16 protein-coding genes and 1 pseudogene are annotated in these 23352 nt (G+C 52.3%); 5 read left to right on the top strand and 12 right to left on the bottom strand.

The window, feature by feature from the left end; genetic code table 11:
- Positions 1 to 55: 55 nt before the first annotated feature.
- The 6 genes from narI to OGY06_RS03390 all read right to left on the bottom strand — a co-directional run bounded on the left by narI (position 56) and on the right by OGY06_RS03390 (position 8982).
- Positions 56 to 736: a respiratory nitrate reductase subunit gamma gene (gene narI / locus OGY06_RS03365; protein WP_003833047.1), complete on the bottom strand. Its 681-nt coding sequence runs from the start codon at positions 734 to 736 to the stop codon at positions 56 to 58.
- Positions 733 to 1428 carry a nitrate reductase molybdenum cofactor assembly chaperone gene (narW, locus tag OGY06_RS03370; protein ID WP_003833045.1) on the bottom strand — a complete coding sequence of 232 codons (696 nt, stop codon included), beginning with the start codon at positions 1426 to 1428 and terminating at the stop codon, positions 733 to 735. Before narW ends, narI begins: the two co-directional genes overlap by 4 nt.
- Entirely contained in the window at positions 1428 to 2972 is a 1545-nt protein-coding gene (narH, locus tag OGY06_RS03375; RefSeq protein WP_003833042.1) for a nitrate reductase subunit beta, read from the bottom strand. The genes narW and narH overlap by 1 nt, the downstream gene beginning before the upstream one ends.
- Positions 2969 to 6709, bottom strand: a complete 3741-nt coding sequence (locus OGY06_RS03380) for a nitrate reductase subunit alpha (protein WP_003833040.1) — start codon at positions 6707 to 6709, stop codon at positions 2969 to 2971. Before OGY06_RS03380 ends, narH begins: the two co-directional genes overlap by 4 nt.
- Positions 6710 to 6805: 96 nt before the next feature.
- Positions 6806 to 8191, bottom strand: coding sequence for a NarK family nitrate/nitrite MFS transporter (locus tag OGY06_RS03385; protein ID WP_286604692.1), 1386 nt, complete (start codon positions 8189 to 8191; stop codon positions 6806 to 6808).
- A 212-nt stretch (positions 8192 to 8403) separates the two neighbouring features.
- On the bottom strand, positions 8404 to 8982 hold the full coding sequence (locus tag OGY06_RS03390) for a TetR family transcriptional regulator (RefSeq protein ID WP_003833036.1): 579 nt from the start codon (positions 8980 to 8982) through the stop codon (positions 8404 to 8406).
- Positions 8983 to 9099: 117 nt separating this feature from the next.
- On the opposite strand from OGY06_RS03390, the gene OGY06_RS03395 reads away from it, so the two are divergent.
- Entirely contained in the window at positions 9100 to 10584 is a 1485-nt protein-coding gene (locus OGY06_RS03395; protein WP_003833034.1) for an MFS transporter, read from the top strand.
- 3 nt (positions 10585 to 10587) lie between these two features.
- Here the strand turns inward: OGY06_RS03395 and OGY06_RS03400 are convergent, their stop codons facing one another.
- From OGY06_RS03400 to yddG, 3 genes are all read right to left on the bottom strand, one after another.
- On the bottom strand, positions 10588 to 11028 hold the full coding sequence (locus OGY06_RS03400) for a GFA family protein (RefSeq protein ID WP_003833032.1): 441 nt from the start codon (positions 11026 to 11028) through the stop codon (positions 10588 to 10590).
- 83 nt (positions 11029 to 11111) lie between these two features.
- Entirely contained in the window at positions 11112 to 12206 is a 1095-nt protein-coding gene (gene ompD / locus OGY06_RS03405; RefSeq protein WP_063941987.1) for a porin OmpD, read from the bottom strand.
- Between the two features lie 460 nt (positions 12207 to 12666).
- Positions 12667 to 13548, bottom strand: a complete 882-nt coding sequence (yddG, locus tag OGY06_RS03410) for an aromatic amino acid efflux DMT transporter YddG (protein ID WP_063941986.1) — start codon at positions 13546 to 13548, stop codon at positions 12667 to 12669.
- 288 nt (positions 13549 to 13836) lie between these two features.
- On the opposite strand from yddG, the gene fdnG reads away from it, so the two are divergent.
- From fdnG to OGY06_RS03430, 4 genes and pseudogenes are all read left to right on the top strand, one after another.
- Positions 13837 to 16884, top strand: a complete 3048-nt coding sequence (gene fdnG / locus OGY06_RS03415) for a formate dehydrogenase-N subunit alpha (RefSeq protein ID WP_154816735.1) — start codon at positions 13837 to 13839, stop codon at positions 16882 to 16884.
- 13 nt (positions 16885 to 16897) lie between these two features.
- Positions 16898 to 17782, top strand: coding sequence for a formate dehydrogenase N subunit beta (gene fdnH / locus OGY06_RS03420; RefSeq protein ID WP_003833024.1), 885 nt, complete (start codon positions 16898 to 16900; stop codon positions 17780 to 17782).
- Complete coding sequence (gene fdnI, locus OGY06_RS03425) at positions 17775 to 18431, top strand: formate dehydrogenase-N subunit gamma (RefSeq protein WP_003020054.1); 657 nt, start codon at positions 17775 to 17777, stop codon at positions 18429 to 18431. The genes fdnH and fdnI overlap by 8 nt, the downstream gene beginning before the upstream one ends.
- 129 nt (positions 18432 to 18560) lie before the next feature.
- Positions 18561 to 19221 (top strand): annotated as a pseudogene (locus OGY06_RS03430) (inorganic diphosphatase); the annotation flags it as partial.
- A 22-nt stretch (positions 19222 to 19243) separates the two neighbouring features.
- Here the strand turns inward: OGY06_RS03430 and OGY06_RS03435 are convergent.
- The 3 genes from OGY06_RS03435 to sra all read right to left on the bottom strand — a co-directional run bounded on the left by OGY06_RS03435 (position 19244) and on the right by sra (position 23283).
- Positions 19244 to 20956, bottom strand: a complete 1713-nt coding sequence (locus OGY06_RS03435) for an ABC-F family ATP-binding cassette domain-containing protein (protein ID WP_063941983.1) — start codon at positions 20954 to 20956, stop codon at positions 19244 to 19246.
- Positions 20957 to 21265: 309 nt separating this feature from the next.
- Entirely contained in the window at positions 21266 to 22963 is a 1698-nt protein-coding gene (gene maeA / locus OGY06_RS03440) for a malate dehydrogenase (RefSeq protein ID WP_003833011.1), read from the bottom strand.
- A gap of 179 nt (positions 22964 to 23142) precedes the next feature.
- The gene (sra, locus tag OGY06_RS03445; RefSeq protein WP_286604695.1) at positions 23143 to 23283 is read right to left on the bottom strand and encodes a stationary-phase-induced ribosome-associated protein; all 141 of its coding nucleotides are present in this window, start codon (positions 23281 to 23283) and stop codon (positions 23143 to 23145) included.
- Positions 23284 to 23352 lie beyond the last annotated feature (69 nt).

The following is a 23352-nucleotide window of genomic DNA, read 5'->3' on the forward strand; positions in this document are numbered from 1 at the left end:
CGGGATAGCGATGCAGGCCCGGTAAGCGTAAGCGCTACCGGGCATCAGAGTTCAATTATCGGCGGGAACGCACTATTTGGTAGCGACGGGTAAAGTACTCAAACGGCGCACTCCAGACGTGGACCAGGCGAGTGAACGGGAACAGCAGGAAGATAGTCATCCCAAGAACCAGATGCACACGGAAAATCAACGCCACGCCATCCAGATGCGCAGATGCGCCGCCCTGGAAAGTCACCACCGACTGCGCCCAACCGACCAGTTTCAGCATTTCACTGCCGTCTGGATGTTGCGCAGAGAACGGGATGGTGGTTAAGCCGAGGATACACTGAATCAACAGAACGCAGAGGATCAGAATATCGGCGGTGGAAGATGTCGCACGAATACGCGGGTTGGTCAGACGGCGCACCAGCAAACCTGCGCCACCAACCAGCGTCAGTACGCCACAAAGCCCACCGGCAATCATCGCCATCTGTTGTTTCACCGCAATCGGCAGGAACCAGGCATACATCCAGTGCGGCGTTAGCATGCCGAACAGGTGACCGAAAAAGATCCCCAGAATGCCGATGTGGAACAGGTTTGACCACAGCACCATGCCGCGTTTGTCCAGCATCTGGCTGGAAGAGGCGCGCCAGGTATATTGCCCGTAGTCATAGCGTAGCCAACTGCCGAGGATAAACACCGTACCGCACAGGTACGGGTAGATATCGTAAAAAAAGACGTTCAGGTACTGTATCATTTCGGGCCTCCCGCGCTGACGTCGACATACTGCGGCGCCACGTCCTGGCTAAAGCGTCGTTGATAGTTTTGTAACGGTGAACTGTCGCAGGCGGTGGCGTTATCCTCGATAAACTTCACCTGTTCCTCTTCCCACACCGCATCCAGCGCCTGACGGGTATCATCGCGGGTTTCAGCACCAACCTGCTTAGTGACGCTGTCACTCGAAAGAGGGCTTCCGGCAAGCAGCAGCAGGGCGTCAAACAGTTGATACCACGGCGTATCGCGCTGTTTTAAGCGCCCGCCCAGCAGAGCCAGAATCGGTGCAACGTTCTGCAGTCCTTCTTTGGCCTGGTCCTCCGGCAACACGCTCAAATACTCCAGATACAACGGCAGATGATCAGGCAGTTCGCGGCAGTCGAGCTGTAGCCCGACCTTTTCATACTGAGCCAGCAGATCAACCATCGCCTGACCCCGGTCACGGGACTCGGCGTGCACGTGCTCAAACAGCAGCAGAGAGGTGGCCCGGCCCCGGTCAAAGATTTCGCACCATTCCGCTTGTTTATCCAGCAGTGGCGCATTGAGCAATCCCTGGCTAAATTCGGTAAGCATGGGGGCATCGCTGGCCACAAGCGCCAGCGCGTCGTCTTTACACTCCCACAGCAGCTCGTCGGGATATTCCATCAGCAGGCCGATAACCTTCAGGATTTGCATTATTCACCCTCCGCTTTATCGCGCACTTCGGTGATGTCGATCGCATCAATACGGCTACTGTTAAACAGGTTGAATTTGGTATCTGAGCCATGGCAGCCGTCACCGAAGGTAAATCCGCAGCCGTTTTTCTCCGGGAAGGCATCGCGCGCCATTTCACGGTGGCTGGTCGGGATCACAAAGCGGTCCTCATAGTTGGCGATGGCCAGATAGCGATACATCTCCTCAACCTGCTCAACGGTCAAACCCACTTCCTCAATCGCGCGGGTGTCCGTCACACCTTCCACTGTTTGCGCACGCATATAGTGACGCATGGCCATCATACGTTTCAGCGCGCGCAGCACCGGACCGGTATCACCCGCACTGAGCATGTTAGCGAGGTACTGAACCGGAATTCGCAGCGACTCAACCGCCGGCAAAACGTTACCATTGTGCGGCAGTCCGCCCGCGTCGGCGACCGACTGAATCGGTGACAATGGCGGTACATACCAGACCATCGGCAGGGTGCGATATTCCGGGTGCAGCGGCAGCGCCAGTTTCCAGTCCATCGCCATTTTGTAGACTGGCGAACGTTGGGCCGCTTCGATGACGTTATGCGGAATACCTTGTTTTAACGCCTCTTCAATGACCGCCGGATCGTGCGGGTTGAGGAATACATCGCACTGACGCTCATAGAGATCGGTCTCATGCTCGGTGCTGGCCGCTTCTTCGATGCGGTCGGCGTCGTAGAGCAATACGCCGAGATAACGGATACGCCCAACGCAGGTTTCCGAACATACCGTCGGCTGGCCGGACTCAATACGCGGGTAGCAGAAAATGCACTTCTCAGACTTACCGCTCTTCCAGTTAAAGTAGATTTTTTTGTACGGACAGCCGCTGATGCACAAGCGCCAGCCGCGACATTTGTCCTGGTCGATCAGCACAATGCCGTCTTCTTCACGCTTATAGATAGCACCGCTTGGGCAGGTGGCGACACAGCTTGGGTTCAGGCAGTGCTCGCACAGGCGCGGTAAATACATCATGAAGGTGTTTTCGAACTGGCCGTACATCTCCTTTTGCATCTTCTCGAAGTTACGGTCGCGGGCACGTTTTGAAAATTCGCCGCCAAGCAGTTCTTCCCAGTTTGGACCCCAGATAATCTTGTCCATCCGCTTTCCATCAATCAGCGAACGCGGACGTGCGGTGGGCTGATTCTTGCTTTCCGGCGCGCTATGCAGATGCTGATAATCATAGGTAAACGGCTCATAGTAATCATCGATTTGCGGGATCACCGGGTTGGCGAAAATTTTGGTGATGACGCCCATCTTACCGCCCAGACGCGGTCTTATCTTGCCGTTAACATCGCGAACCCAGCCGCCTTGCCACTCTTCCTGATCTTCCCAGTTTTTTGGATACCCAATCCCCGGTTTAGTCTCGACGTTGTTAAACCACGCATATTCCATCCCTTCACGTCCGGTCCAGACGTTTTTACAGGTGACGGAGCAGGTGTGGCAGCCGATGCACTTATCCAGATTAAGAACCATGCCTACCTGTGAGCGTATTTTCATTTTTTCGCCTCCTGTACCTGATCGCGACCTTCATCATCCAGCCAGTTAATATTTTTCATTTTTCTAATCATGATGAACTCATCGCGGTTAGAGCCGACCGTACCGTAATAGTTGAAGCTGTATGCCAGCTGCGCATAGCCACCTATCATGTGCGTGGGTTTCGGGCAGACGCGGGTCACCGAGTTATGGATCCCGCCGCGCATCCCGGTCACCTCTGAGCCAGGGATATTCATGATTCGCTCCTGAGCGTGATACATCATGGTCATTCCCGGTGGCACGCGTTGACTCACCACTGCACGCGCGGTGAGCGCACCGTTGGCGTTGAAGGCTTCAATCCAGTCGTTATCCTCAATACCCAGCTCTTTGGCATCGGTTTCACTGATCCAGACAATCGGCCCGCCGCGCGACAGCGTCAGCATCAGCAGGTTTTCGCTATAGGTGGAGTGGATCCCCCATTTCTGGTGCGGCGTCAGGAAGTTGAGCGCTTTTTCCGGGAAGCCGTTAGGCGGAACCTCGCGCATTTCACTGACGCTGCGGGTATCGATAGGTGGACGATACGCCACCAGACTTTCACCAAACGCACGCATCCACGCATGATCCTGATACAGCTGCTGGCGACCGGACAGGGTACGCCATGGGATCAGCTCGTGGACGTTGGTATAGCCTGCGTTATAGGAAACATGTTCACTTTCCAACCCGGACCAGGTGGGGCTGGAGATGATTTTGCGCGGCTGCGCCTGGATATCGCGAAAACGGATCTTCTCGTCTTCTTTGTTCAACGCCAGATGCGTATGGTCGCGTCCGGTCATCGCCCCCAGCGCTTCCCAGGCTTTCACCGCCACCTGACCGTTTGTTTCCGGTGCCAGGGCAAGGATCACCTCAGAGGCATCCAGCGCGGTGTCAATCAGCGGGCGTCCTTTTGCCGGGCCTTCGCGCTTGGTGTAGTTCAGCTTGCCGAGGAAATCGACTTCCGCCTGGGTATTCCACGCAATGCCTTTCCCGCCATTACCGAGTTTGTCCATGAGCGGGCCAAGTGAAGTAAAGCGTTCGTAGGTGGCGGGGTAGTCACGCTCCACAACGGCGATATTCGGTGCCGTTTTGCCCGGGAGGAGATCGCATTCGCCTTTGCGCCAGTCCTGAATGTCAAACGGCTGCGCCAGCTCTGCCGGAGAGTCGTGTTGCAGCGGTTGCAACACGACATCCGTTTCTTGTCCAAGGTGTCCGACGCAAACCTCAGAAAATACTTTGGCGATGCCTTTATAAATTTCCCAGTCGCTCTTCGATTCCCATGCCGGGTCGACCGCCGCAGACAACGGGTGAATAAACGGATGCATATCCGAGGTATTCATATCGTCTTTTTCATACCAGGTAGCGGTTGGCAGAACGATATCGGAGAACAAACAGGTGCTGGACATACGGAAATCGAGCGTGACCAGCAGATCGAGCTTGCCCTCTATCGCCGCCGACTGCCATTCAACCTCTTCAGGTTTAATACCCTCGCTTGAACCGAGCGCTTCCCCCTGGATCCCGCTTTCGGTACCCAGCAAATATTTGAGCATGTATTCATGCCCTTTACCGGAGGAGCCGAGCAGGTTAGAGCGCCAGACGAAGAGGTTGCGCGGATGGTTTTTGCCGTTATCAGGCTGTTCGCAGGCAAAACGAATATCACCCGACTTCAGCGCCTGTGCGGTGTATTGCGCAGGAGATAGTCCTGCATGTTCGGCTTTTGCTTTAACGGTCAGAGGGTTGAGGTTAAGCTGCGGCGCAGACGGCAGCCAGCCCATTCGTTCAGCCCGCACGTTAAAGTCAATCAAATGTCCGCTAAACTTCGACGCATCGGCCAGCGGAGAGAGGAGTTCCTGCGCGGTGAGTTTTTCATAACGCCACTGGCTGGAGTGGTTGTAGAAAAACGAAGTGCTGTTCATCTGACGCGGCGGACGGTTCCAGTCCAGCGCAAAGGCCAGCGGCAACCAACCGGTTTGCGGACGCAGTTTCTCCTGACCCACATAGTGCGCCCAGCCGCCGCCGCTTTGTCCCACGCAACCACAGAACACCAGGATGTTAATCATGCCACGGTAGTTCATATCCATGTGATACCAGTGGTTGACGCCAGCCCCGAGAATGATCATCGAACGGCCATGCGTTTTGTGCGCAGTATCGGCAAACTCACGGGCGATCTGTTCGATATGACGGCGTGGCACACCGGTAATTTGCTCGCCCCAGGCCGGGGTGTAGGCTTTCACTTCGCTGTAATCTTGTGCGCTATGAACGTCATCCAGACCACGGTCGAGGCCATAATTCGCCAGCACCAGATCATAGACGCTCACTACCGGGTAACGGCTACCGTCAGCGAGGGTAAGATGTTTTACCGGCAGTTGACGGATCAGCACCGGTTCTTGTTTTACACTGCGAAAATGTGGGTTTTCGTTGCCGCCAAAATAGGGGAATGCGACGCCGGTCACTTCATCATGCAGACCGAGCAGCGAAAGAGAAAGTTCAGTTTCAGCGCCAGCCGCCAGTGGTTCCAGGTTCCATTTGCCTTTCTCCCCCCAGCGAAAACCGATAGATCCGTTCGGGACAACCAGTTCACCTGCGCTGTTAAAGGCTACCGTTTTCCACTCTGGATTGTTGCTTTCGCCCAGACCATCGACAAGGTCTGAAGCACGCATCATGCGTCCAGGCACGTAGCTGCCATCTTCCCGGGCATCCAGTAAAACCAGCATCGGCATGTCGGTATAGCGACGGCAGTAATTGAGGAAATAATCGCTGGGATTGTCGAGGTGGAACTCTTTCAGGATGACGTGGCCCATCGCCATTGCCAGCGCGCTGTCGGTCCCTTGTTTAGGTGCCAGCCACTGGTCGCATAGTTTAGCGACTTCCGAGTAGTCCGGCGTAATGGCAATCGTCTTGGTGCCTTTGTAGCGTACTTCTGTGAAAAAGTGCGCATCCGGGGTACGGGTCTGCGGCACGTTAGAGCCCCAGGCGATGATATAGCTGGAGTTATACCAGTCGGCGGATTCAGGAACGTCGGTCTGCTCGCCCCAGGTCATCGGTGACGCGGGCGGTAAGTCGCAGTACCAGTCATAGAAGCTCAGACAGGTTCCGCCGATTAGCGAGAGATAGCGTGTGCCGGCGGCATAGGAAACCATCGACATCGCAGGGATCGGGGAGAAGCCGACCACGCGATCCGGGCCGTAGGTTTTCACCGTCCAGACGTTGGCGGCAGCAATCAGCTGATTAAGCTCTTTCCAGTTGGAACGGATAAACCCACCGCGCCCGCGTACCTGCTTGTAGCTCTGGCATTTTTGCGGGTCGTTCATAATGGATTCCCAGGCCAGCACCGGATCGGGCTGGCGGGAGAGGGCGTCGCGCCACAATTCGATTAAGCGTTTACGCACCAGCGGATATTTCAGGCGGTTCGCGCTATAGAGATACCACGAGTAACTGGCGCCGCGTGGACAGCCACGGGGCTCATGATTTGGCAGGTCAGGACGGGTACGCGGGTAGTCGGTTTGCTGCGTTTCCCAGGTCACCAGCCCGTTTTTAACGTAGATCTTCCAGCTGCATGAGCCGGTACAGTTAACGCCGTGGGTAGAACGCACAATTTTGTCGAACTGCCAGCGCTGACGATAGCTGTCTTCCCAGTCCCGGTTGGTGTGCATTACTTGCCCATGCCCCTCGGCAAACGTATCGCCCTTTTGTTTAAAGTAGCGAAAGCGGTCTAACAGTTTACTCATGACATAACTCCTGCTTCGATAATATTGCCGACGGTGAATCGAACTCCAGGCCTGATCCGGCCTACCTAAATGTCCGATCCTGCGGTATCCATTTTGTTATTTTTTTTGTGATTTACGGCCATAGACCAACCAGGTCACCAGCACGCAGACGATGTAAAACACGAGGAATATTTTCATGGCACCCACAGGAGAGCCGGTCAATGCCAGCGATGAGCCAAACGCTTTAGGAATGAAGAAGCCCCCCACAGCGCCAATGGCGGAGATAAATCCCAGGGCGGCTGCGGTATCGGTTACCGCTTCCCGCTGAGCTTGCTCTTCAGTACCGCCATGCAGCTTCACCCGATAAATTGTGATTTTGCGAAAGATCACCGCAATCATCTGGAAGGTTGAACCGCTACCCAGACCCGCGGTCAGGAACAAGCCCATAAACACCAGGTAAAACGCGATAAAGCTACCTTCGCCCGAGCCGGGCAAAGTGAGAAACAGCAGGGCGCTGAACAGTGCCATAAAGATGAAGTTAATTAAGGTGACACGTACACCACCAAACTTGTCAGAGATAACACCGCCTGCCGATCGTGCAAGCGCGCCGATGAAGGGGCCGAAGAACGCCAGTTGCAGGATATTCACGTCGGGGAACTGGGTTTTCGCCAGCATGGCAAAGCCTGCCGAAAAACCGATAAATGAACCGAAGGTGGCGAGATACAGCAGACTTAATAACCACAGATGAAAACGCTTGAGGACCGGTAACTGGGAGGCAATTGAGGCCTTCGAGCTGGCAATGTCGTTCATTCCCATGCCCGCTGCCACGGTGGCTATCAGCAGTAACGGCACCCAAATCCATGCGGCATTGGCCAGCGACAATAACGAGCCATCAGCTTGTGGTACGCCCTGTATGCCCAAAAAGGTAAATATGGGCAGAAAGATCACCAGTGGCGCGATCAACTGCATCACGCTGACGCCGAGGTTGCCGAGACCACCGTTAACGCCTAATGCGCTACCTTGCTTCGCTTTGGGGAAGAAAAAGCTGATATTGCCCATGCTGGAGGCAAAGTTAGCGCCAGCAAAACCACACATCAGCGCAATGATAATAAATACACCGAACGGAGTAGTGGTATTTTGCACGGCAAATCCGAGCCAGAGACAGGGAATAACCAGAATAATCGTACTAAAAATGGTCCAACGACGCCCACCAAATATAGGTACCATAAAGGAGTAGGGAACGCGCAATATTGCACCAGAAAGAGAAGGCAGTGCCGTTAATAAAAACAGTTGGTCGGTGGTGAAATTAAAGCCAATTTTATTCAGATTTACGGCAACGGCGCTGAACAACATCCAGACGCAGAACGCAAGCAGCAGGCAACTTACTGATATCCAGAGATTTCTGCGCGCAATGTGCTTGCCTTTATTTTCCCAAAAGCCGGGGTTCTCTGGTTTCCAGTCCGTTAAAAGATAACGATTATTTTTCTCATTTGATGATGACATATTATTCTCCATGCACATGCCGTTCATGAAAAAGAAATAAACGCATGCAGCGCCGCGCGGCTTCTTTTTAGAAACTATTGAAAAGTTTTAGGAATATTGACTGAAAGAATAGATAAAAAAGTGCAATAACGCGGCGTGATAGGAGAATTACACGTTGCTTAAGTGTTACTAATTGTAAGCATAAAAGATGTATTGTTAATTCATCTATTACATCAAATAAATAACTCCTGCGTAATCATACGATCAAGATGACGATCGAATGCAGGATCGGCCATTTCCTCAATACCTAATATGTACATACCATCCAGGCCGCAGACTAATGCGATTAAACGCCATGCGACGTCGGCGGCATCAGGCGTGGATGAGAACTCACCGGCTTTCTGTCCTTGGGTAATAATGTTGGCGGTTTCTTCGTGCCACATTCGCATGGTCAACAGATAGGCGCTTTTAATTTCCGGATCTTTACCCGCAACAACCTGTGCTTCACGCCATAGCTTAATATAGGGTTCCAGACCACCATCTTCACTGCCTAGCATCGCATGCAGTCGCTCACGGAAACTGGCGTCTTCGCTGACCAGTTCGGCATCAAGTAGGGTGCGGATAAGGCGCACAAATGCCTGGGATTTGAGCTCACCGGCAGAGGCGAAATGGTGATGTAGCTGGCCCGTCGCGACGTGAGCTTCAGCAGCAATGCGTCGAACCGTCATGGCGGAAAATCCTTCTTCAAGTGCGACACGCATTGCCGCTTGCAGAATCACTTCCCGACGTTCATCCCGATTTAGATAGCTCATCATTCCTCCTGTATCCGTATAGATCGCAGTCTAACAAAAAGTTGGACATATGTTCAATTTTCCGTAGGATCGCTAAAGCTGGACATGTGTCCAGTTTTGGTTTCGTTAGGGAGTTTTATGTTTCGTCAGTGGTTAACGTTAGTCATTATTGTGCTGGTCTACATCCCTGTTGCGATTGATGCAACGGTGCTGCACGTTGCCGCGCCCACGCTGAGTATGACGCTGGGTGCCAGTGGTAACGAGCTGCTGTGGATCATTGATATTTATTCCCTGGTAATGGCCGGTATGGTATTGCCAATGGGCGCGCTGGGGGATCGCATCGGCTTTAAACGTCTGCTGCTGTTAGGCGGTGGATTATTTGGTCTCGCATCGCTGGCGGCCGCTTTTGCTCATAGCGCAAGCTGGCTGATTGCCACCCGGGCGGTATTGGCGATTGGCGCGGCGATGATTGTTCCGGCAACGCTGGCGGGTATTCGCGCCACGTTCTCTGAGCAACGGCATCGAAATATGGCGCTCGGCGTCTGGGCAGCGGTCGGTTCCGGCGGTGCGGCGTTTGGCCCACTGGTTGGCGGGATGCTGCTGGAGCACTTCTACTGGGGGTCCGTATTCTTAATTAATGTACCAATTGTCCTGGTGGTAATGGCCTTAACCGCACGCTTAGTGCCACGCCAGGCCGGACGTCGCGATCAATCGTTAAATTTTGGTCATGCGATCATGCTGATTGTTGCCATTCTGCTGTTGGTTTACAGCGCCAAAACCGCGCTGAAAGGGCATACGGCGACCGTAGCCATCGCCCTGACGCTGTTAACCGGCGCTTTACTGTTGTGGCAGTTTGTCCGTATCCAGCTTGCGGCAGCCCGCCCGATGATTGATATGCGTCTGTTCACGCACCGCATTATCTTAAGTGGCGTAGTGATGGCGATGACCGCGATGATAACGCTGGTGGGTTTTGAGTTGCTGATGGCACAGGAACTACAGTTTGTTCACGGTTTAACACCGTATCAGGCAGGGTTGTTCATGCTGCCGGTGATGCTGGCCAGTGGTTTCAGCGGACCGATTGCCGGTATGCTGGTTTCACGCCTGGGATTACGTTGTGTGGCAACGGCGGGCATGGCGCTGAGCGCCGTTAGTTTTTACGGCCTGGCGATGACGGATTTCAGTAGCCAACAGGTACAAGCCTGGATTTTGATGGCTTTGCTTGGTTTTAGCGCCGCCAGTGCGCTCCTGGCTTCAACAGCGGCTATCATGGCAGCAGCGCCGGCGGAAAAAGCCGCGGCCGCTGGCGCCATCGAGACAATGGCTTATGAACTGGGGGCAGGACTTGGGATCGCTATCTTTGGCTTACTGCTGAGCCGTAGCTTTTCTGCATCGATTCTGCCGCCAGCCGGACTTAATGCGCAGGAAATGGAACGTGCCTCATCGTCAATGGGGGAGGCGGTACAACTGGCGCACTCGCTCCCGCCGTCACTGAGTGAAGCATTGCTGACGGCTGCCAGAGAAGCGTTCACCTGGTCACATAGCGTGGCATTAAGCAGCGCCGGCAGCATGCTTATCGTATTAGCGATAGGAATGTGGTTCAGTCTGGCAAAGGTACAACGTTAATAACTAGTGAGCTAAATGACAGGGGTAATCCATCTCTTCGACTTCTTTCCCACTCAGTCGAGCGTATTGCCCCGTCAATCTCCAGAACGCAGGCTGTGTTTCCGTATAGATTTCTGCCGCTAATATCAGGCGGCGGCGATCTACCTCATTAAGTTCCAGAAGTGTCCACGGAATAAAGTAGCGATCGCTGTCCGTCAACGTAAACCACAGTGGGCATCCGCAGCCGGAACAGAAGAACCGTTCACCACGATTTGAAGAAGGGAAGTGCGAAGGTTCTGCCGATTCTGGCGACATCAGCGGGTGAGCGCTGGCTTCCAGATACATGGCGATGCCGCCTGACCATTTCTGACACAGCGTACAGTGGCAGGCATAGACATCCAGCATTTCGACGTCAACGGTAAAATGACTCTGTCCGCAAAGACAACGACCAGTGAATGTCTGCACGGCATACTCCTTATGACCGAGTCTACATTAAGAGAAAAAGCCAGCCCTGGAAGGACTGGCTTTGTATTCAGACTACAACAAAATTAGAACTGGTAGTTCAGACCAACAGCAACGATGTTGTCGGTGCTCACGCCGGCAGCGCGAGTGAAGTTGTTGTCATCCAGCAGGTTGATTTTATAATCAACGAAGGTAGACATGTTTTTGTTGAAGTAGTAGGTAGCACCCAGGTCTACGTATTCAACCAGATCCTGGTCGCCGTATACTGCAATGTCTTTACCTTTGGATTTCAGGTAAGCAACGGACGGACGCAGACCAAAGTCGAACTGGTACTGAGCAACAGCTTCAAAGTTCTGTGCTTTATTTGCAATACCGTTGATCTTCTTACCGTTAACAGTACCACCAAAGGTAGTCATGTTACGGGTTTCAGAGTAGGTAGTTGCCAGGTAGATGTTGTTCGCATCATATTTCAGGCCAGCAGCCCAAACTTCAGCGTTCTTACCGTCAGCTTTGAACAGACCATTGTGGTTGTTCTGGGAATCAGTACGGTCAGATTTCGCATAGGTAGCACCTACGCCGAAGCCTTCATACTCGTAAGTAGAAGACAGACCGAAACCGTCGCCATTAGCTTCTTTGTCGTTGTCACGGTCATTTTTGCCCTGGTACTGAGCAGCAAAGTTCAGACCTTCAACCAGACCGAAGAAGTCGGTGTTACGATAGGTTGCAACGCCGGTAGCACGCTGGGTCATGAATACGTCGGTCTGGGTCCAGGTATCACCACCAAACTCAGGCAGGACGTCGGTCCATGCGCCGATGTCGTAAGCTACGCCGTAGTTACGACCGTAGTCGAAAGAACCGTATTCAGCGAATTTCAGGCCAGCGAATGCCAGACGGGTTTTGTCTGCTTCGGAACCCTGGCTTTCGGAACGGTTGCCTTTGAATTCATATTCCCACTGACCAAAACCAACCAGTTGGTCGTTGATCTGAGTTTCGCCTTTGAAGCCCAGACGTGCGTAGGTTTTGTCGCCATCGCTGCTGGTGTCGTCAGAGAAGTAATGCTGAGCGTGAACTTTACCGTAGATATCCAGTTTGTTTGCGTCTTTGTTATATACCTCAGCTGCGTTTACCGCACCTGCCGCCAACAGGCTAGTCACTGCCACTGCAACTAATTTAAGTTTCATTCTAAATAATCCTTATAATTTTTTCTTGGTGTGTTTCCTAAACCATTGCTAAACGAAGGGGTTCGTCAATGGCAAACTATTTTTAAATGACGCAGTGGTATAAGTTCAATAATAAGTTTCATAATATTGCGAAATATTTGAGTTTGTGTGATCCAGATCTACATAATATAACTGATTGTATTAATCTTTATATGTGACAAATCTGAATGGGTATATTTACGTAGGGGACTATTGTGCCGTCTATGGTTTAAATGGCGTTAGTCACGCAGGTATAATATATACATACTGAGGAATATAGATAAGCATGCAATATTTTCGGGAGTTGATTAATCACCAATTATTTAACATTAAATTAAACAAAAATAAACATAAACCACAAGTAGAATGAACATTTATTATTCATTAATTTGATTACAGTGTAGCCGGGTTTTAGATTTGCGCGATAAAACCCGGATTTTTTTCAGGCGCGGCGTGTTGCCAACCAGCAAAGTAGCGAACCCGCACAAACCATCAATGCCCCCTGCCAGAAAGATAGCGACAACGGGGCGCTGAGTAACACAGCAGCCAGGGCGGAGGAGAGCACTGGGGTAAAATAGGAACCTACGGCCATGATGGTCACGTTGCCATGCAAAATGCCAATATTCCACGCCGCATAGGCAAATCCTAACGTTAATGCCGCTGAGAACATTTTAATAGTCACCGAAGTGCTGAAAATCATTTCTGGTTGCGGAGTCATAAAATAGTAAACCCACAAACTTGCGGCCGTCAGTAAAACGAATACCGTAATGCCGTTAAAGCCTTTTGCATATTTATTGGTCACCGTGCAATACGTTGCCCAGATAAATGCGCCCAAAAAGGCGAGGAAATAGCTCAGCGGACTGCTGGCAACGTTGTTTATAATTTCACCAGGATTAAGGCCGTTTTCACCACCCAATACCCAACAAACCCCGGTCAATGCGATAATTAATCCAGGGATCACCAGCCAGGTTGTTTTTTGACCATTAAATAAAATAGCAAACAATATCGTTAAACTCGGCCATAGATAATTGACCATACCGACTTCAATAGCCTGGTGACGAGTAGCCGCATAACCGAGAGCCAGCGCTAAACATATTTCATAGGTAACAAAAAGCACGCTACCCGCGATTAAATAACGCACAGGAATCTTTCTTATATTCGGAAAGCCGACGGTAAAAATCAGCAACAGGCCACTTAACGAAAAAATCATTGCTGCGCCGCCCGCAGGACCCAGTCCTTCACTTACCCCACGCATGAGTCCGACCATCGTACTCCAGAGCACAATGGCAATGAGCCCAATTAACGTTGCTTTTTGTTTTGTCATTCTGATTGTCTGTCCATGGTACTGGCAAAAATTTAAGCTGAAATTTATAGCACCTTTACACCGTAGCGAGCTAATTAATTGCTTTTCACATACTCCCTTATGGGTACAAAGGTTAAACAAAGTGCACTATTTAGTAGCGGAACCGTTTCGTTATTGATTTGACGCAAAAAAAATATGGATATAGCTGATAGTTTCGTCGCGAAGTTGTACATGTCATCTTTCAATTATGCCGCGCTGGCGCGATTTGAGAGATGTCCTGTACGAATCCCTGCAAAAAAGAGGAAAGCAATGGACGTCAGCCGCAGACAATTTTTTAAAATCTGCGCGGGCGGTATGGCGGGAACAACAGTAGCCGCTTTGGGTTTTGCACCCAAAATGGCACTGGCTCAGGCGCGAAACTATAAGCTGTTACGCGCCAAAGAGATCCGAAACACCTGCACATACTGTTCCGTAGGTTGCGGGCTATTAATGTATAGCCTGGGAGATGGAGCAAAAAACGCCAAAGAGTCGATTTACCATATTGAAGGGGATCCGGATCATCCGGTGAGCCGCGGGGCATTATGTCCTAAGGGCGCAGGATTACTGGATTACGTGCACAGTGAAAACCGTCTGCGTTACCCGGAATATCGCGCTCCTGGTTCCGATAAATGGCAGCGTATCAGCTGGGATGAAGCATTCACCCGTATCGCGAAGCTGATGAAAACTGACCGTGACGCCAACTTTATTGAGAAGAATGAGCAGGGCGTAACGGTAAACCGCTGGCTTTCAACCGGGATGTTGTGTGCCTCTGCGGCAAGTAATGAAACCGGCATGCTGACGCAAAAATTTGTGCGCTCACTCGGCATGCTGGCAGTAGACAACCAGGCGCGCGTCTGACACGGACCAACGGTAGCAAGTCTTGCTCCAACATTTGGTCGCGGTGCGATGACCAACCACTGGGTTGATATCAAAAACGCTAACGTCGTGATGGTGATGGGCGGTAACGCCGCTGAAGCACATCCAGTGGGATTCCGCTGGGCGATGGAAGCCAAAAACAACAATGATGCCACGCTGATTGTTGTTGACCCTCGTTTTACACGTACAGCATCGGTGGCGGATATCTATGCGCCAATTCGTTCCGGCACGGACATTACGTTCCTGTCCGGCGTCTTGCTGTACCTGATTGAAAATAACAAAATTAACGCTGAATACGTTAAGCATTACACCAACGCCAGCCTGCTGGTGCGGGATGACTATGCTTTTGAAGACGGTCTGTTCAGCGGGTATGACGCGAAAAAACGCCAATACGATAAATCGTCCTGGAACTACCAGTTCGATGAAAACGGCTACGCGAAACGCGATGAAACGTTAAGCCATCCTCGCTGTGTCTGGAACCTGCTAAAACAGCACGTTTCCCGCTACACGCCGGATGTGGTGGAAAACATTTGTGGTACGCCGAAAGAAGACTTCCTGAAAGTCTGCGAAGTGCTGGCTTCCACCAGCGCAGCCGATCGCACCACTACGTTCCTGTATGCGCTGGGCTGGACACAGCATACCGTAGGGGCGCAGAACATCCGTACCATGGCGATGATCCAGTTGCTGCTCGGCAACATGGGGATGGCAGGTGGCGGGGTTAACGCCTTACGTGGTCACTCCAACATTCAGGGATTAACCGACTTAGGTCTGCTCTCTACCAGTCTGCCAGGTTACCTGACGCTGCCGTCAGAGAAACAGGCGGATCTGCAAACCTATCTGGCCGCGAACACGCCAAAAGCGACGTTGGCCGAGCAGGTTAACTACTGGGGTAACTATCCGAAGTTCTTCGTCAGTCTAATGAAATCTTTCTACGGCAATGCGGCGCAGAAAGAGAACGACTGGGGCTTTGAGTGGCTGCCGAAGTGGGATCAGTCCTACGACGTCATCAAATACTTCAACATGATGGATAGCGGGAAAGTCACCGGCTACATCTGTCAGGGCTTTAACCCGGTTGCGTCCTTCCCGGACAAAAACAAAGTGGTGCAGAGTCTCAGCAAACTGAAGTATCTGGTGATTATCGATCCGCTGGTGACCGAAACCTCAACGTTCTGGCAAAACCACGGCGAGTCAAACGACGTTGATCCGGCATCGATTCAGACTGAAGTTTTCCGTTTGCCTTCTACCTGCTTTGCGGAAGAGGACGGTTCCATCGCCAACTCCGGCCGCTGGCTGCAGTGGCACTGGAAAGGTCAGGATGCCCCGGGCGAAGCCCGCAACGACGGCGAAATTCTGGCCGGTATTTACCATCGTCTGCGCGATATGTATCGCACTGAAGGCGGTAAAGCTGTAGAGCCCGTTCTGAAAATGAGCTGGAACTATAAGCAGCCGGACGAACCGCATTCCGAGGAAGTGGCAAAAGAGAACAACGGCTATGCGCTGGAAGATCTCTATGATGCCAACGGCGTGCTGGTTGCGAAAAAAGGTCAGTTGCTCAACAGCTTTGCGTTGCTGCGCGATGATGGTTCCACGTCATCGTCCTGCTGGATTTATACCGGTAGCTGGACCGAGCAGGGCAACCAGATGGCCAACCGCGATAACGCCGACCCGTCAGGTCTCGGTAATACGCTGGGCTGGGCCTGGGCATGGCCGCTGAACCGTCGCGTACTGTATAACCGCGCTTCGGCGGATCCGCAGGGTAAACCGTGGGATCCAAAACGCATGCTTATCCAGTGGAACGGTACGAAGTGGACGGGGAACGATATCCCGGACTTCAACACCGCGGCACCGGGCAGTGGCACCAATCCGTTTATCATGCAGCCGGAAGGGCTGGGGCGTCTGTTTGCTATCGATAAGATGGCGGAAGGTCCGTTCCCGGAACACTACGAGCCGATGGAAACGCCGCTGGGTACTAACCCGCTGCACCCGAATGTGATCTCCAACCCGGCAGCACGTCTGTACGAAGCGGATAAACTCCGTATGGGCACGAAACAGGACTTCCCGTACGTCGGGACGACCTATCGTCTGACCGAACATTTCCATACCTGGACCAAGCACGCATTACTGAATGCGATTGCCCAGCCAGAGCAGTTTGTGGAAATCAGCGAAACGCTAGCGGCAGCGAAAGGGATCAACAACGGCGATCACGTGAAAGTCAGCAGCAAACGTGGATTTATTCGCGCAGTTGCCGTGGTCACTCGTCGTCTGCGTACCCTGAACGTCAACGGTCAGCAGGTTGAAACGGTTGGGATCCCAATCCACTGGGGCTTTGAAGGAGTCGCGCGTAAAGGCTTTATCGCCAACACCCTGACGCCGAATGTCGGTGATGCAAACTCGCAAACGCCGGAATACAAAGCGTTTTTAGTTAACATCGAGAAGGCGTAAGGGAGGCGAACATATGTCTATGGAAACGCAGGACATCATCAAACGGTCCGCAACAAACTCCATCACGCCGCCGCCTCAGGCCCGTGATTACAAAGCAGAAGTCGCGAAGCTGATCGACGTTTCCACCTGTATAGGTTGTAAGGCCTGTCAGGTGGCATGCTCAGAGTGGAACGATATCCGCGATGAAGTTGGCCACTGCGTCGGGGTGTATGACAACCCCGCCGATCTCAGCGCCAAGTCCTGGACGGTGATGCGGTTTACCGAAACCGAACAGAACGGCAAGCTGGAGTGGTTGATTCGTAAAGACGGCTGTATGCACTGTGAAGATCCGGGCTGCCTGAAGGCGTGCCCGTCTGCCGGGGCCATCATCCAGTACGCCAACGGGATTGTCGATTTCCAGTCAGAGCACTGCATCGGCTGCGGCTACTGTATTGCCGGGTGTCCATTTAATATTCCGCGCCTCAATAAAGAGGATAACCGCGTGTATAAATGTACGCTGTGTGTGGACCGAGTCAGCGTCGGGCAGGAACCTGCCTGCGTGAAAACGTGTCCGACCGGGGCAATACATTTCGGCACCAAGCAGGAAATGCTGGAAATGGGCGAACAGCGTGTGGCAAAACTGAAAGCACGCGGTTTTGAACATGCCGGTCTTTACAACCCGGAAGGTGTGGGCGGCACGCACGTCATGTACGTTCTGCATCATGCCAACCAGCCTGAACTGTATCACGGTCTGCCAAAAGACCCGCAGATAGATACCTCTATCAATCTGTGGAAAGGGGCGCTGAAGCCGCTGGCCGCTGCCGGATTTATCGCCACCTTCGCCGGACTGATTTACCACTACATTGGTATTGGTCCGAATAAGGAAGTGGACGACGACGAGGAGGATCATCATGAGTAAGTCGAAAATGATTGTGCGCACGAAATTTATCGACCGCGCCTGTCACTGGACGGTGGTGATCTGCTTCTTCCTGGTAGCGCTGTCGGGGATTTCATTTTTCTTCCCGACTCTGCAATGGCTGACGCAAACCTTCGGTACGCCGCAGATGGGACGCATTTTGCATCCGTTCTTCGGCATACTGATCTTCGTGGCGCTGATGTTCATGTTTGTACGCTTTGTGCACCACAACATCCCGGATAAGAAAGATATTCCGTGGCTGAAAAACATTGTGGAAGTACTGAAAGGCAATGAACACAAAGTGGCGGATGTGGGCAAATACAACGCCGGGCAGAAAATGATGTTCTGGTCGATTATGAGCATGATTTTCGTGCTGCTGATTACCGGTATCATTATCTGGCGTCCGTACTTTGCGCAGTTCTTCCCGATGCAGGTCGTGCGCTATAGCCTGCTGATCCATGCGGCTGCGGGGATTATCCTGATGCACGCCATCCTCATCCATATGTATATGGCATTCTGGGTGAAAGGATCGATTAAAGGCATGGTTGAAGGGAAAGTGAGCCGTCGCTGGGCGAAGAAACATCACCCGCGTTGGTATCGCGAAGTTGAAAGACAAGAAGCGAAAAAAGAGAGCGAGGAGGGGGTTAACTAATCCCTGATGTTCCCTCTACGCAATGGCGCTACATCGGTAGCGCCATTTTTTTGCCAAAAAAACGTCATGTTTCTGTCATCTGCTGAACGTAAGGTGTTGTCTTTCCGATAATAGAAGAGTTAAAAGACAATGCATCTGGTGAAAAAATTACTCGCTGTCAGCGTGTTTCTTTGTGCTTCAGCTCAGGCGCAGAACATCCTCGAATTTCCTCAGCCGGAGAACAACCCGGAAGAGTTTTATGCCGTAACCGAAATCCCGGCAGGCGGAATGATTAAATATGAAACCGACGCCAAAACCGGTTTTATCGTTGCCGATCGCTTCCAGTCAATGCCGGTTGCCTATCCCGCCAACTACGGTTCACTCACCCAGTCTTTAGCCGGTGACGGCGACCCGCTGGATGTCATTTTTTATACCCGTGCGCCGCTTGCTCCGGGAACGTTGATTAAGCTGCGCGCTATTGGCGTACTGAAGATGATCGACGGCGGTGAAAAGGACGACAAAATTGTCGCTGTTCCGGCCAGTAAAATTGACCCCACTTATGACGACATCAAAGAGTTAAGCGATCTGCCCAAGGTTGAAGTTCAACGTCTGGAATCTTTCTTCCGCGTGTACAAAGATCTGCCGGAAGGGCGCAAGAAGGTCGAATTAAACGGTTTCAATGACGCCGCTACGGCAAAACAAGAGATCAAACAGGCCTGGGATGCCTGGAAAGAGAAAAAACCGCAGCAATAACGCATTGCCGGATGGCGCTTGCGCTTATCCGGCCTACATTTTTGTAGGCCCGGTAAGCGTCGCGCCACCGGGCGTTGCTATCAGAGTTTCGCCGTTATTTCCTCTATCTCCTTGCGCCATTGCGCCTGTAACAACGGTTTTTGATGTTTCGGCTTGCGGGCGAGATCGTCGGCCAGACGCTGCTCAAGATCGAGAAGTTGTTCCAGCAATCTATCGCTGTCACCGCTTATTTCAGTTTTCTCTACGACCGCCGTTTTGGGAACGGTTATCTCCGCGGACGTTTCCCGAATACGCGCATTGACCGCCTCCAGATCGTGCCATTCACTGAGTTCGCCATTGTCGATTAACCAGAACCGATTACAGCTTTGGCTGATAAGCTGCCGGTCGTGACTGACCAGCAACACGCCGCCGTTATAGCTTTGTAGCGTTTCTGCCAGCGCCTCTTTGCCTTCCATATCCAGATGGTTGGTCGGTTCATCAAGCATCAGCAGACTGTAGCGCGCAAGCGTCAGCCCAACAAACAGTAGCCGGGAGCGCTCACCGCCGCTTAATGTACTGACCCGCTGCGCATGACGAACCCACGGAAATCCCGCGCTAATCAGCGCCATCTTGCGAATCTCTGGCTGCGGGGCAAACGCTTCCAGCGCGTCAAACAATGAATCGTTATCGGCAAGCTGATGCAGCGTCTGGTCGTAATAACCCAGCGTAACGCGCGGGTGTAACACCAGTGAAGTTGATGCTATCTGTGCCTGAAACTGTTGCCAGATAAGCCTTAACAGCGATGATTTCCCGCAACCGTTACGCCCGACAATCGCCACGCGATCGCCGCTTTTTAACCGGATACCGGCAATGGAAAACAGTGTATCTGCACCAGGAACAGGGGCTACAGACAGATTGGTCATCTCCAGCAAACGATCTGCACGCAGGGCATCACCCTGCAATGTTAGTGTCCACTGACTTCCTGACGTCACTTCTGTTTGTACCTCTTTCAGGCGCTGTACCTGTTTTTCCATCTGCTTGGCCTTGCGGGAGAGATCTTCGTTGTCGTAGACCCGCCCCCAGGTTGCCAGCCGTTTGGCGCTGGCAGTCACCCGGTCTATTTCTTTTTGCTCAGCCTTGTGGCGCAGAGCATCGCTGACATCTCTTTCTGCCAGAGCCTGACGCGCTGCACTACAGGGTAGATCAAACGCATGGAGGGTGCGATCGCGTAAGATCCAGGTTCCGTGAGTCACCGCATCCAGCAGTTGCGGGTCGTGGGAGACCACCACAAAACTGCCAGACCAGTTCTGTAAGAACTGCTCAAGCCACAGTAATGTAGGCAAATCCAGGTGGTTACCCGGCTCATCCAGCAGCAGCAGGTCAGGATTACGCATCAGTGCCCGCGCTAATAGCAAGCGCGTGTGCTGGCCACCGCTCAACGTTTGCGCTGTAAGAGATAAATTCTCTGGCGTAAAACCCATTTCGGCAAGCAGTGCTTCAACTCGCCACTGCTGAGCTGCGCGTTCATGCTCGGGAAGTTGAGCGAGAACGGCTTCCTGCAGCGTAAGAGGCAGTATATCGTCAGGTAGATGTTGTTCTACACGCGCGAGATGGCAGTGATTCGCCTGCGCGATTGCCCCACTGGTGGGCGAGATCGTGCCATCGAGCAGTTTTAACAGCGTGCTTTTGCCGCAGCCGTTGTAACCGATAAGCCCGATGCGGTCGCCTTTTTTCAGGGTAAAGGAAAGATCGTCGAATAGCGTGCCGAATGCCGTATCAACGTGTAAGGATTGTGCGGTTAGTAATGTGCTCATTGTTGCTTACTCAAGAGTTACAGGCGCAAAAACGCCTCGTCAAACATCGCTGACGATAACCCGGTAAGCCCGAGAGAAGGGGATTTAGAAGTTAGCTTCGCTCAAGCAGAAGTTATCGCAGCACGATACCGATAACGCTTGAGCACTGGCGATCGCCAAAAGCATGTGAAACGATAAAACGTTCACAGTACAGCATAAGTATCCTCCTTTTGTTTTTCAGAATGTTAATCGGTGGTGAAAGTGTAATCGTAAGTTGCGCAAAAGCGCAAGTGTTGAACGCCCGGCAGCAGTTTGCCGCCGGGCAAAGCGTCAGATAGAGGTACGACGGTAGTCGCGATATTCTGCTTGCCAGAAATTATCGTCAATCGCCTGTTGCAGCGCTTCGGCGGAGGTTTTCACCGCCACACCTTGCTGCTGCGCCATTTTACCGACGGCAAAGGCAATGGCGCGAGAAACGGTCTGAATATCTTTCAGTTCCGGTAGCACCAGGCCTTCGCCGTTGAGCACCAACGGTGAATACTGTGCCAGCGTTTCACTCGCCGACATCAGCATTTCATCAGTGATGCGCGACGCGCCAGACGCAATCACACCCAGACCAATACCCGGGAAGATATAGGCGTTGTTACACTGGGCGATTGGGTAAATTTTATCTTTCCACAGTACCGGTGCGAACGGACTACCGGTCGCAACCAGCGCGTTACCTTCGGTCCAGGCGATAATATCCTGTGGCGTAGCTTCAACACGGGAAGTGGGGTTAGACAACGGCATGACGATCGGACGCGGACAATGCTTGTGCATTTCGCGGATGATCTCTTCGGTAAACAGGCCGGTTTGTCCGGAAACGCCGATCAGGATGTCAGGTTTAACGTTGCGGACCACGTCGAGCAACGACAGCACATCTTCTTGTGTATCCCAGTGCTGGAGATTTTCGCGTTTTTGCACCAGTTTGGTCTGGAAGGAGAGCAGGTTCGGCATTTTGTCTGTTAACAGGCCGAAGCGATCGACCATGAATACGCGTTGACGCGCCGCTTCTTCGCTTAAACCTTCACGCTGGATCTGCGCAATGATCTGCTCGGCAATCCCGCAACCGGCGGAACCCGCACCGAGGAAGACGATGTTCTGTTCGCTCAACTGGCTACCGGCCGCGCGGCTAGCCGCAATCAGCGTACCGACGGTAACCGCCGCGGTGCCCTGAATATCGTCGTTAAACGAGCAAATTTCATCACGATAACGGGTCAGCAGCGGCATGGCGTTTTTCTGGGCGAAATCTTCAAACTGCAACAGCACGTCCGGCCAGCGATGCTTCACGGCCTGGATGAATTCATCAACGAATTCGTAGTATTCATCATCAGTGATACGCGGATTGCGCCAGCCCATATACAGCGGATCGTTCAGCAGTTGCTGGTTGTTGGTCCCCACGTCCAGTACCACCGGAAGAGTATAGGCCGGGCTAATTCCGCCACATGCGGTATACAGCGACAGTTTACCGATTGGAATGCCCATCCCGCCGATCCCCTGATCGCCAAGACCTAAAATACGTTCGCCATCGGTGACAACGATGACCTTGATGTTGTGGTTAGGGACGTTTTGCAGGATATCGTCCATATTGTGGCGGTTCTGATAAGAGATAAACACGCCGCGCGCACGACGATAAATCTCAGAGAAACGCTCACAGGCCGCGCCGACCGTTGGGGTATAGATAACTGGCATCATCTCATCCAGGTGATTATGCACCAGTCGGTAAAACAGGGTTTCGTTGGTGTCCTGGATGTTGCGCAGGTAAATATGTTTGTCGATTTCGGTTTTGAATCCCTGATATTGGATCCAGGCGCGTTCAGCCTGTTCCTCAATCGTCTCGACCACTTCCGGCAGTAACCCCAGCAGGTTGAAGTTACGGCGTTCTTCCACACTGAAGGCGCTCCCTTTATTCAGTAAAGGGAATTCCAGCAGTACCGGGCCAGCGTAGGGGATGTAAAGGGAACGCAGTTTTTTGGTTTCGTTTTCCATGTCACTCACTCTTTTTTGAATAACCGTCCCTGGCGCTCTTTATGATCGTATGTAGCCTGTCCGCCAGGGAAACGGGCGAAGTATAAAGCATTGTGAATGGGTTAAGGGGTTTTATAAGCAAAAACACCACTGCGGTTGCAATGGTGTTTATCTCGTTACTCAGTCAGACGTGCGAAAGGCTACTTGCCGTCAGTGCGGCGCTTTCTTCCAGTAGGATTATTGACCACGTTGGTTTTGTCACCTTCGGTCTCGATTTTACGTTGATTTGAGATTTTGTGGTCCAGTCCGAGAATATGACGGGCCTGACGGTTCGATTTCATTCTAACTCCTTAATCCTGTTACTGGTTTCAAGGGCGAGCCCGTATGAGAACGGACGAAATACAACCTGA

Source organism: Citrobacter sp. Cpo147 (assembly GCF_030332405.1).
GTDB lineage: Bacteria > Pseudomonadota > Gammaproteobacteria > Enterobacterales > Enterobacteriaceae > Citrobacter > Citrobacter portucalensis.

Bases quoted from the DNA above. Each gene is read 5' to 3' on its own strand.
- narI (WP_003833047.1), bottom strand. From the start codon at position 736: ATGATACAGTACCTGAACGTCTTTTTTTACGATATCTACCCGTACCTG.
- narW (WP_003833045.1), bottom strand. From the start codon at position 1,428: ATGCAAATCCTGAAGGTTATCGGCCTGCTGATGGAATATCCCGACGAG.
- narH (WP_003833042.1), bottom strand. From the start codon at position 2,972: ATGAAAATACGCTCACAGGTAGGCATGGTTCTTAATCTGGATAAGTGC.
- OGY06_RS03380 (WP_003833040.1), bottom strand. From the start codon at position 6,709: ATGAGTAAACTGTTAGACCGCTTTCGCTACTTTAAACAAAAGGGCGAT.
- OGY06_RS03385 (WP_286604692.1), bottom strand. From the start codon at position 8,191: ATGTCATCATCAAATGAGAAAAATAATCGTTATCTTTTAACGGACTGG.
- OGY06_RS03390 (WP_003833036.1), bottom strand. From the start codon at position 8,982: ATGAGCTATCTAAATCGGGATGAACGTCGGGAAGTGATTCTGCAAGCG.
- OGY06_RS03395 (WP_003833034.1), top strand. From the start codon at position 9,100: ATGTTTCGTCAGTGGTTAACGTTAGTCATTATTGTGCTGGTCTACATC.
- ompD (WP_063941987.1), bottom strand. From the start codon at position 12,206: ATGAAACTTAAATTAGTTGCAGTGGCAGTGACTAGCCTGTTGGCGGCA.
- yddG (WP_063941986.1), bottom strand. From the start codon at position 13,548: ATGACAAAACAAAAAGCAACGTTAATTGGGCTCATTGCCATTGTGCTC.
- fdnH (WP_003833024.1), top strand. From the start codon at position 16,898: ATGTCTATGGAAACGCAGGACATCATCAAACGGTCCGCAACAAACTCC.
- fdnI (WP_003020054.1), top strand. From the start codon at position 17,775: ATGAGTAAGTCGAAAATGATTGTGCGCACGAAATTTATCGACCGCGCC.
- OGY06_RS03435 (WP_063941983.1), bottom strand. From the start codon at position 20,956: ATGAGCACATTACTAACCGCACAATCCTTACACGTTGATACGGCATTC.
- maeA (WP_003833011.1), bottom strand. From the start codon at position 22,963: ATGGAAAACGAAACCAAAAAACTGCGTTCCCTTTACATCCCCTACGCT.
- sra (WP_286604695.1), bottom strand. From the start codon at position 23,283: ATGAAATCGAACCGTCAGGCCCGTCATATTCTCGGACTGGACCACAAA.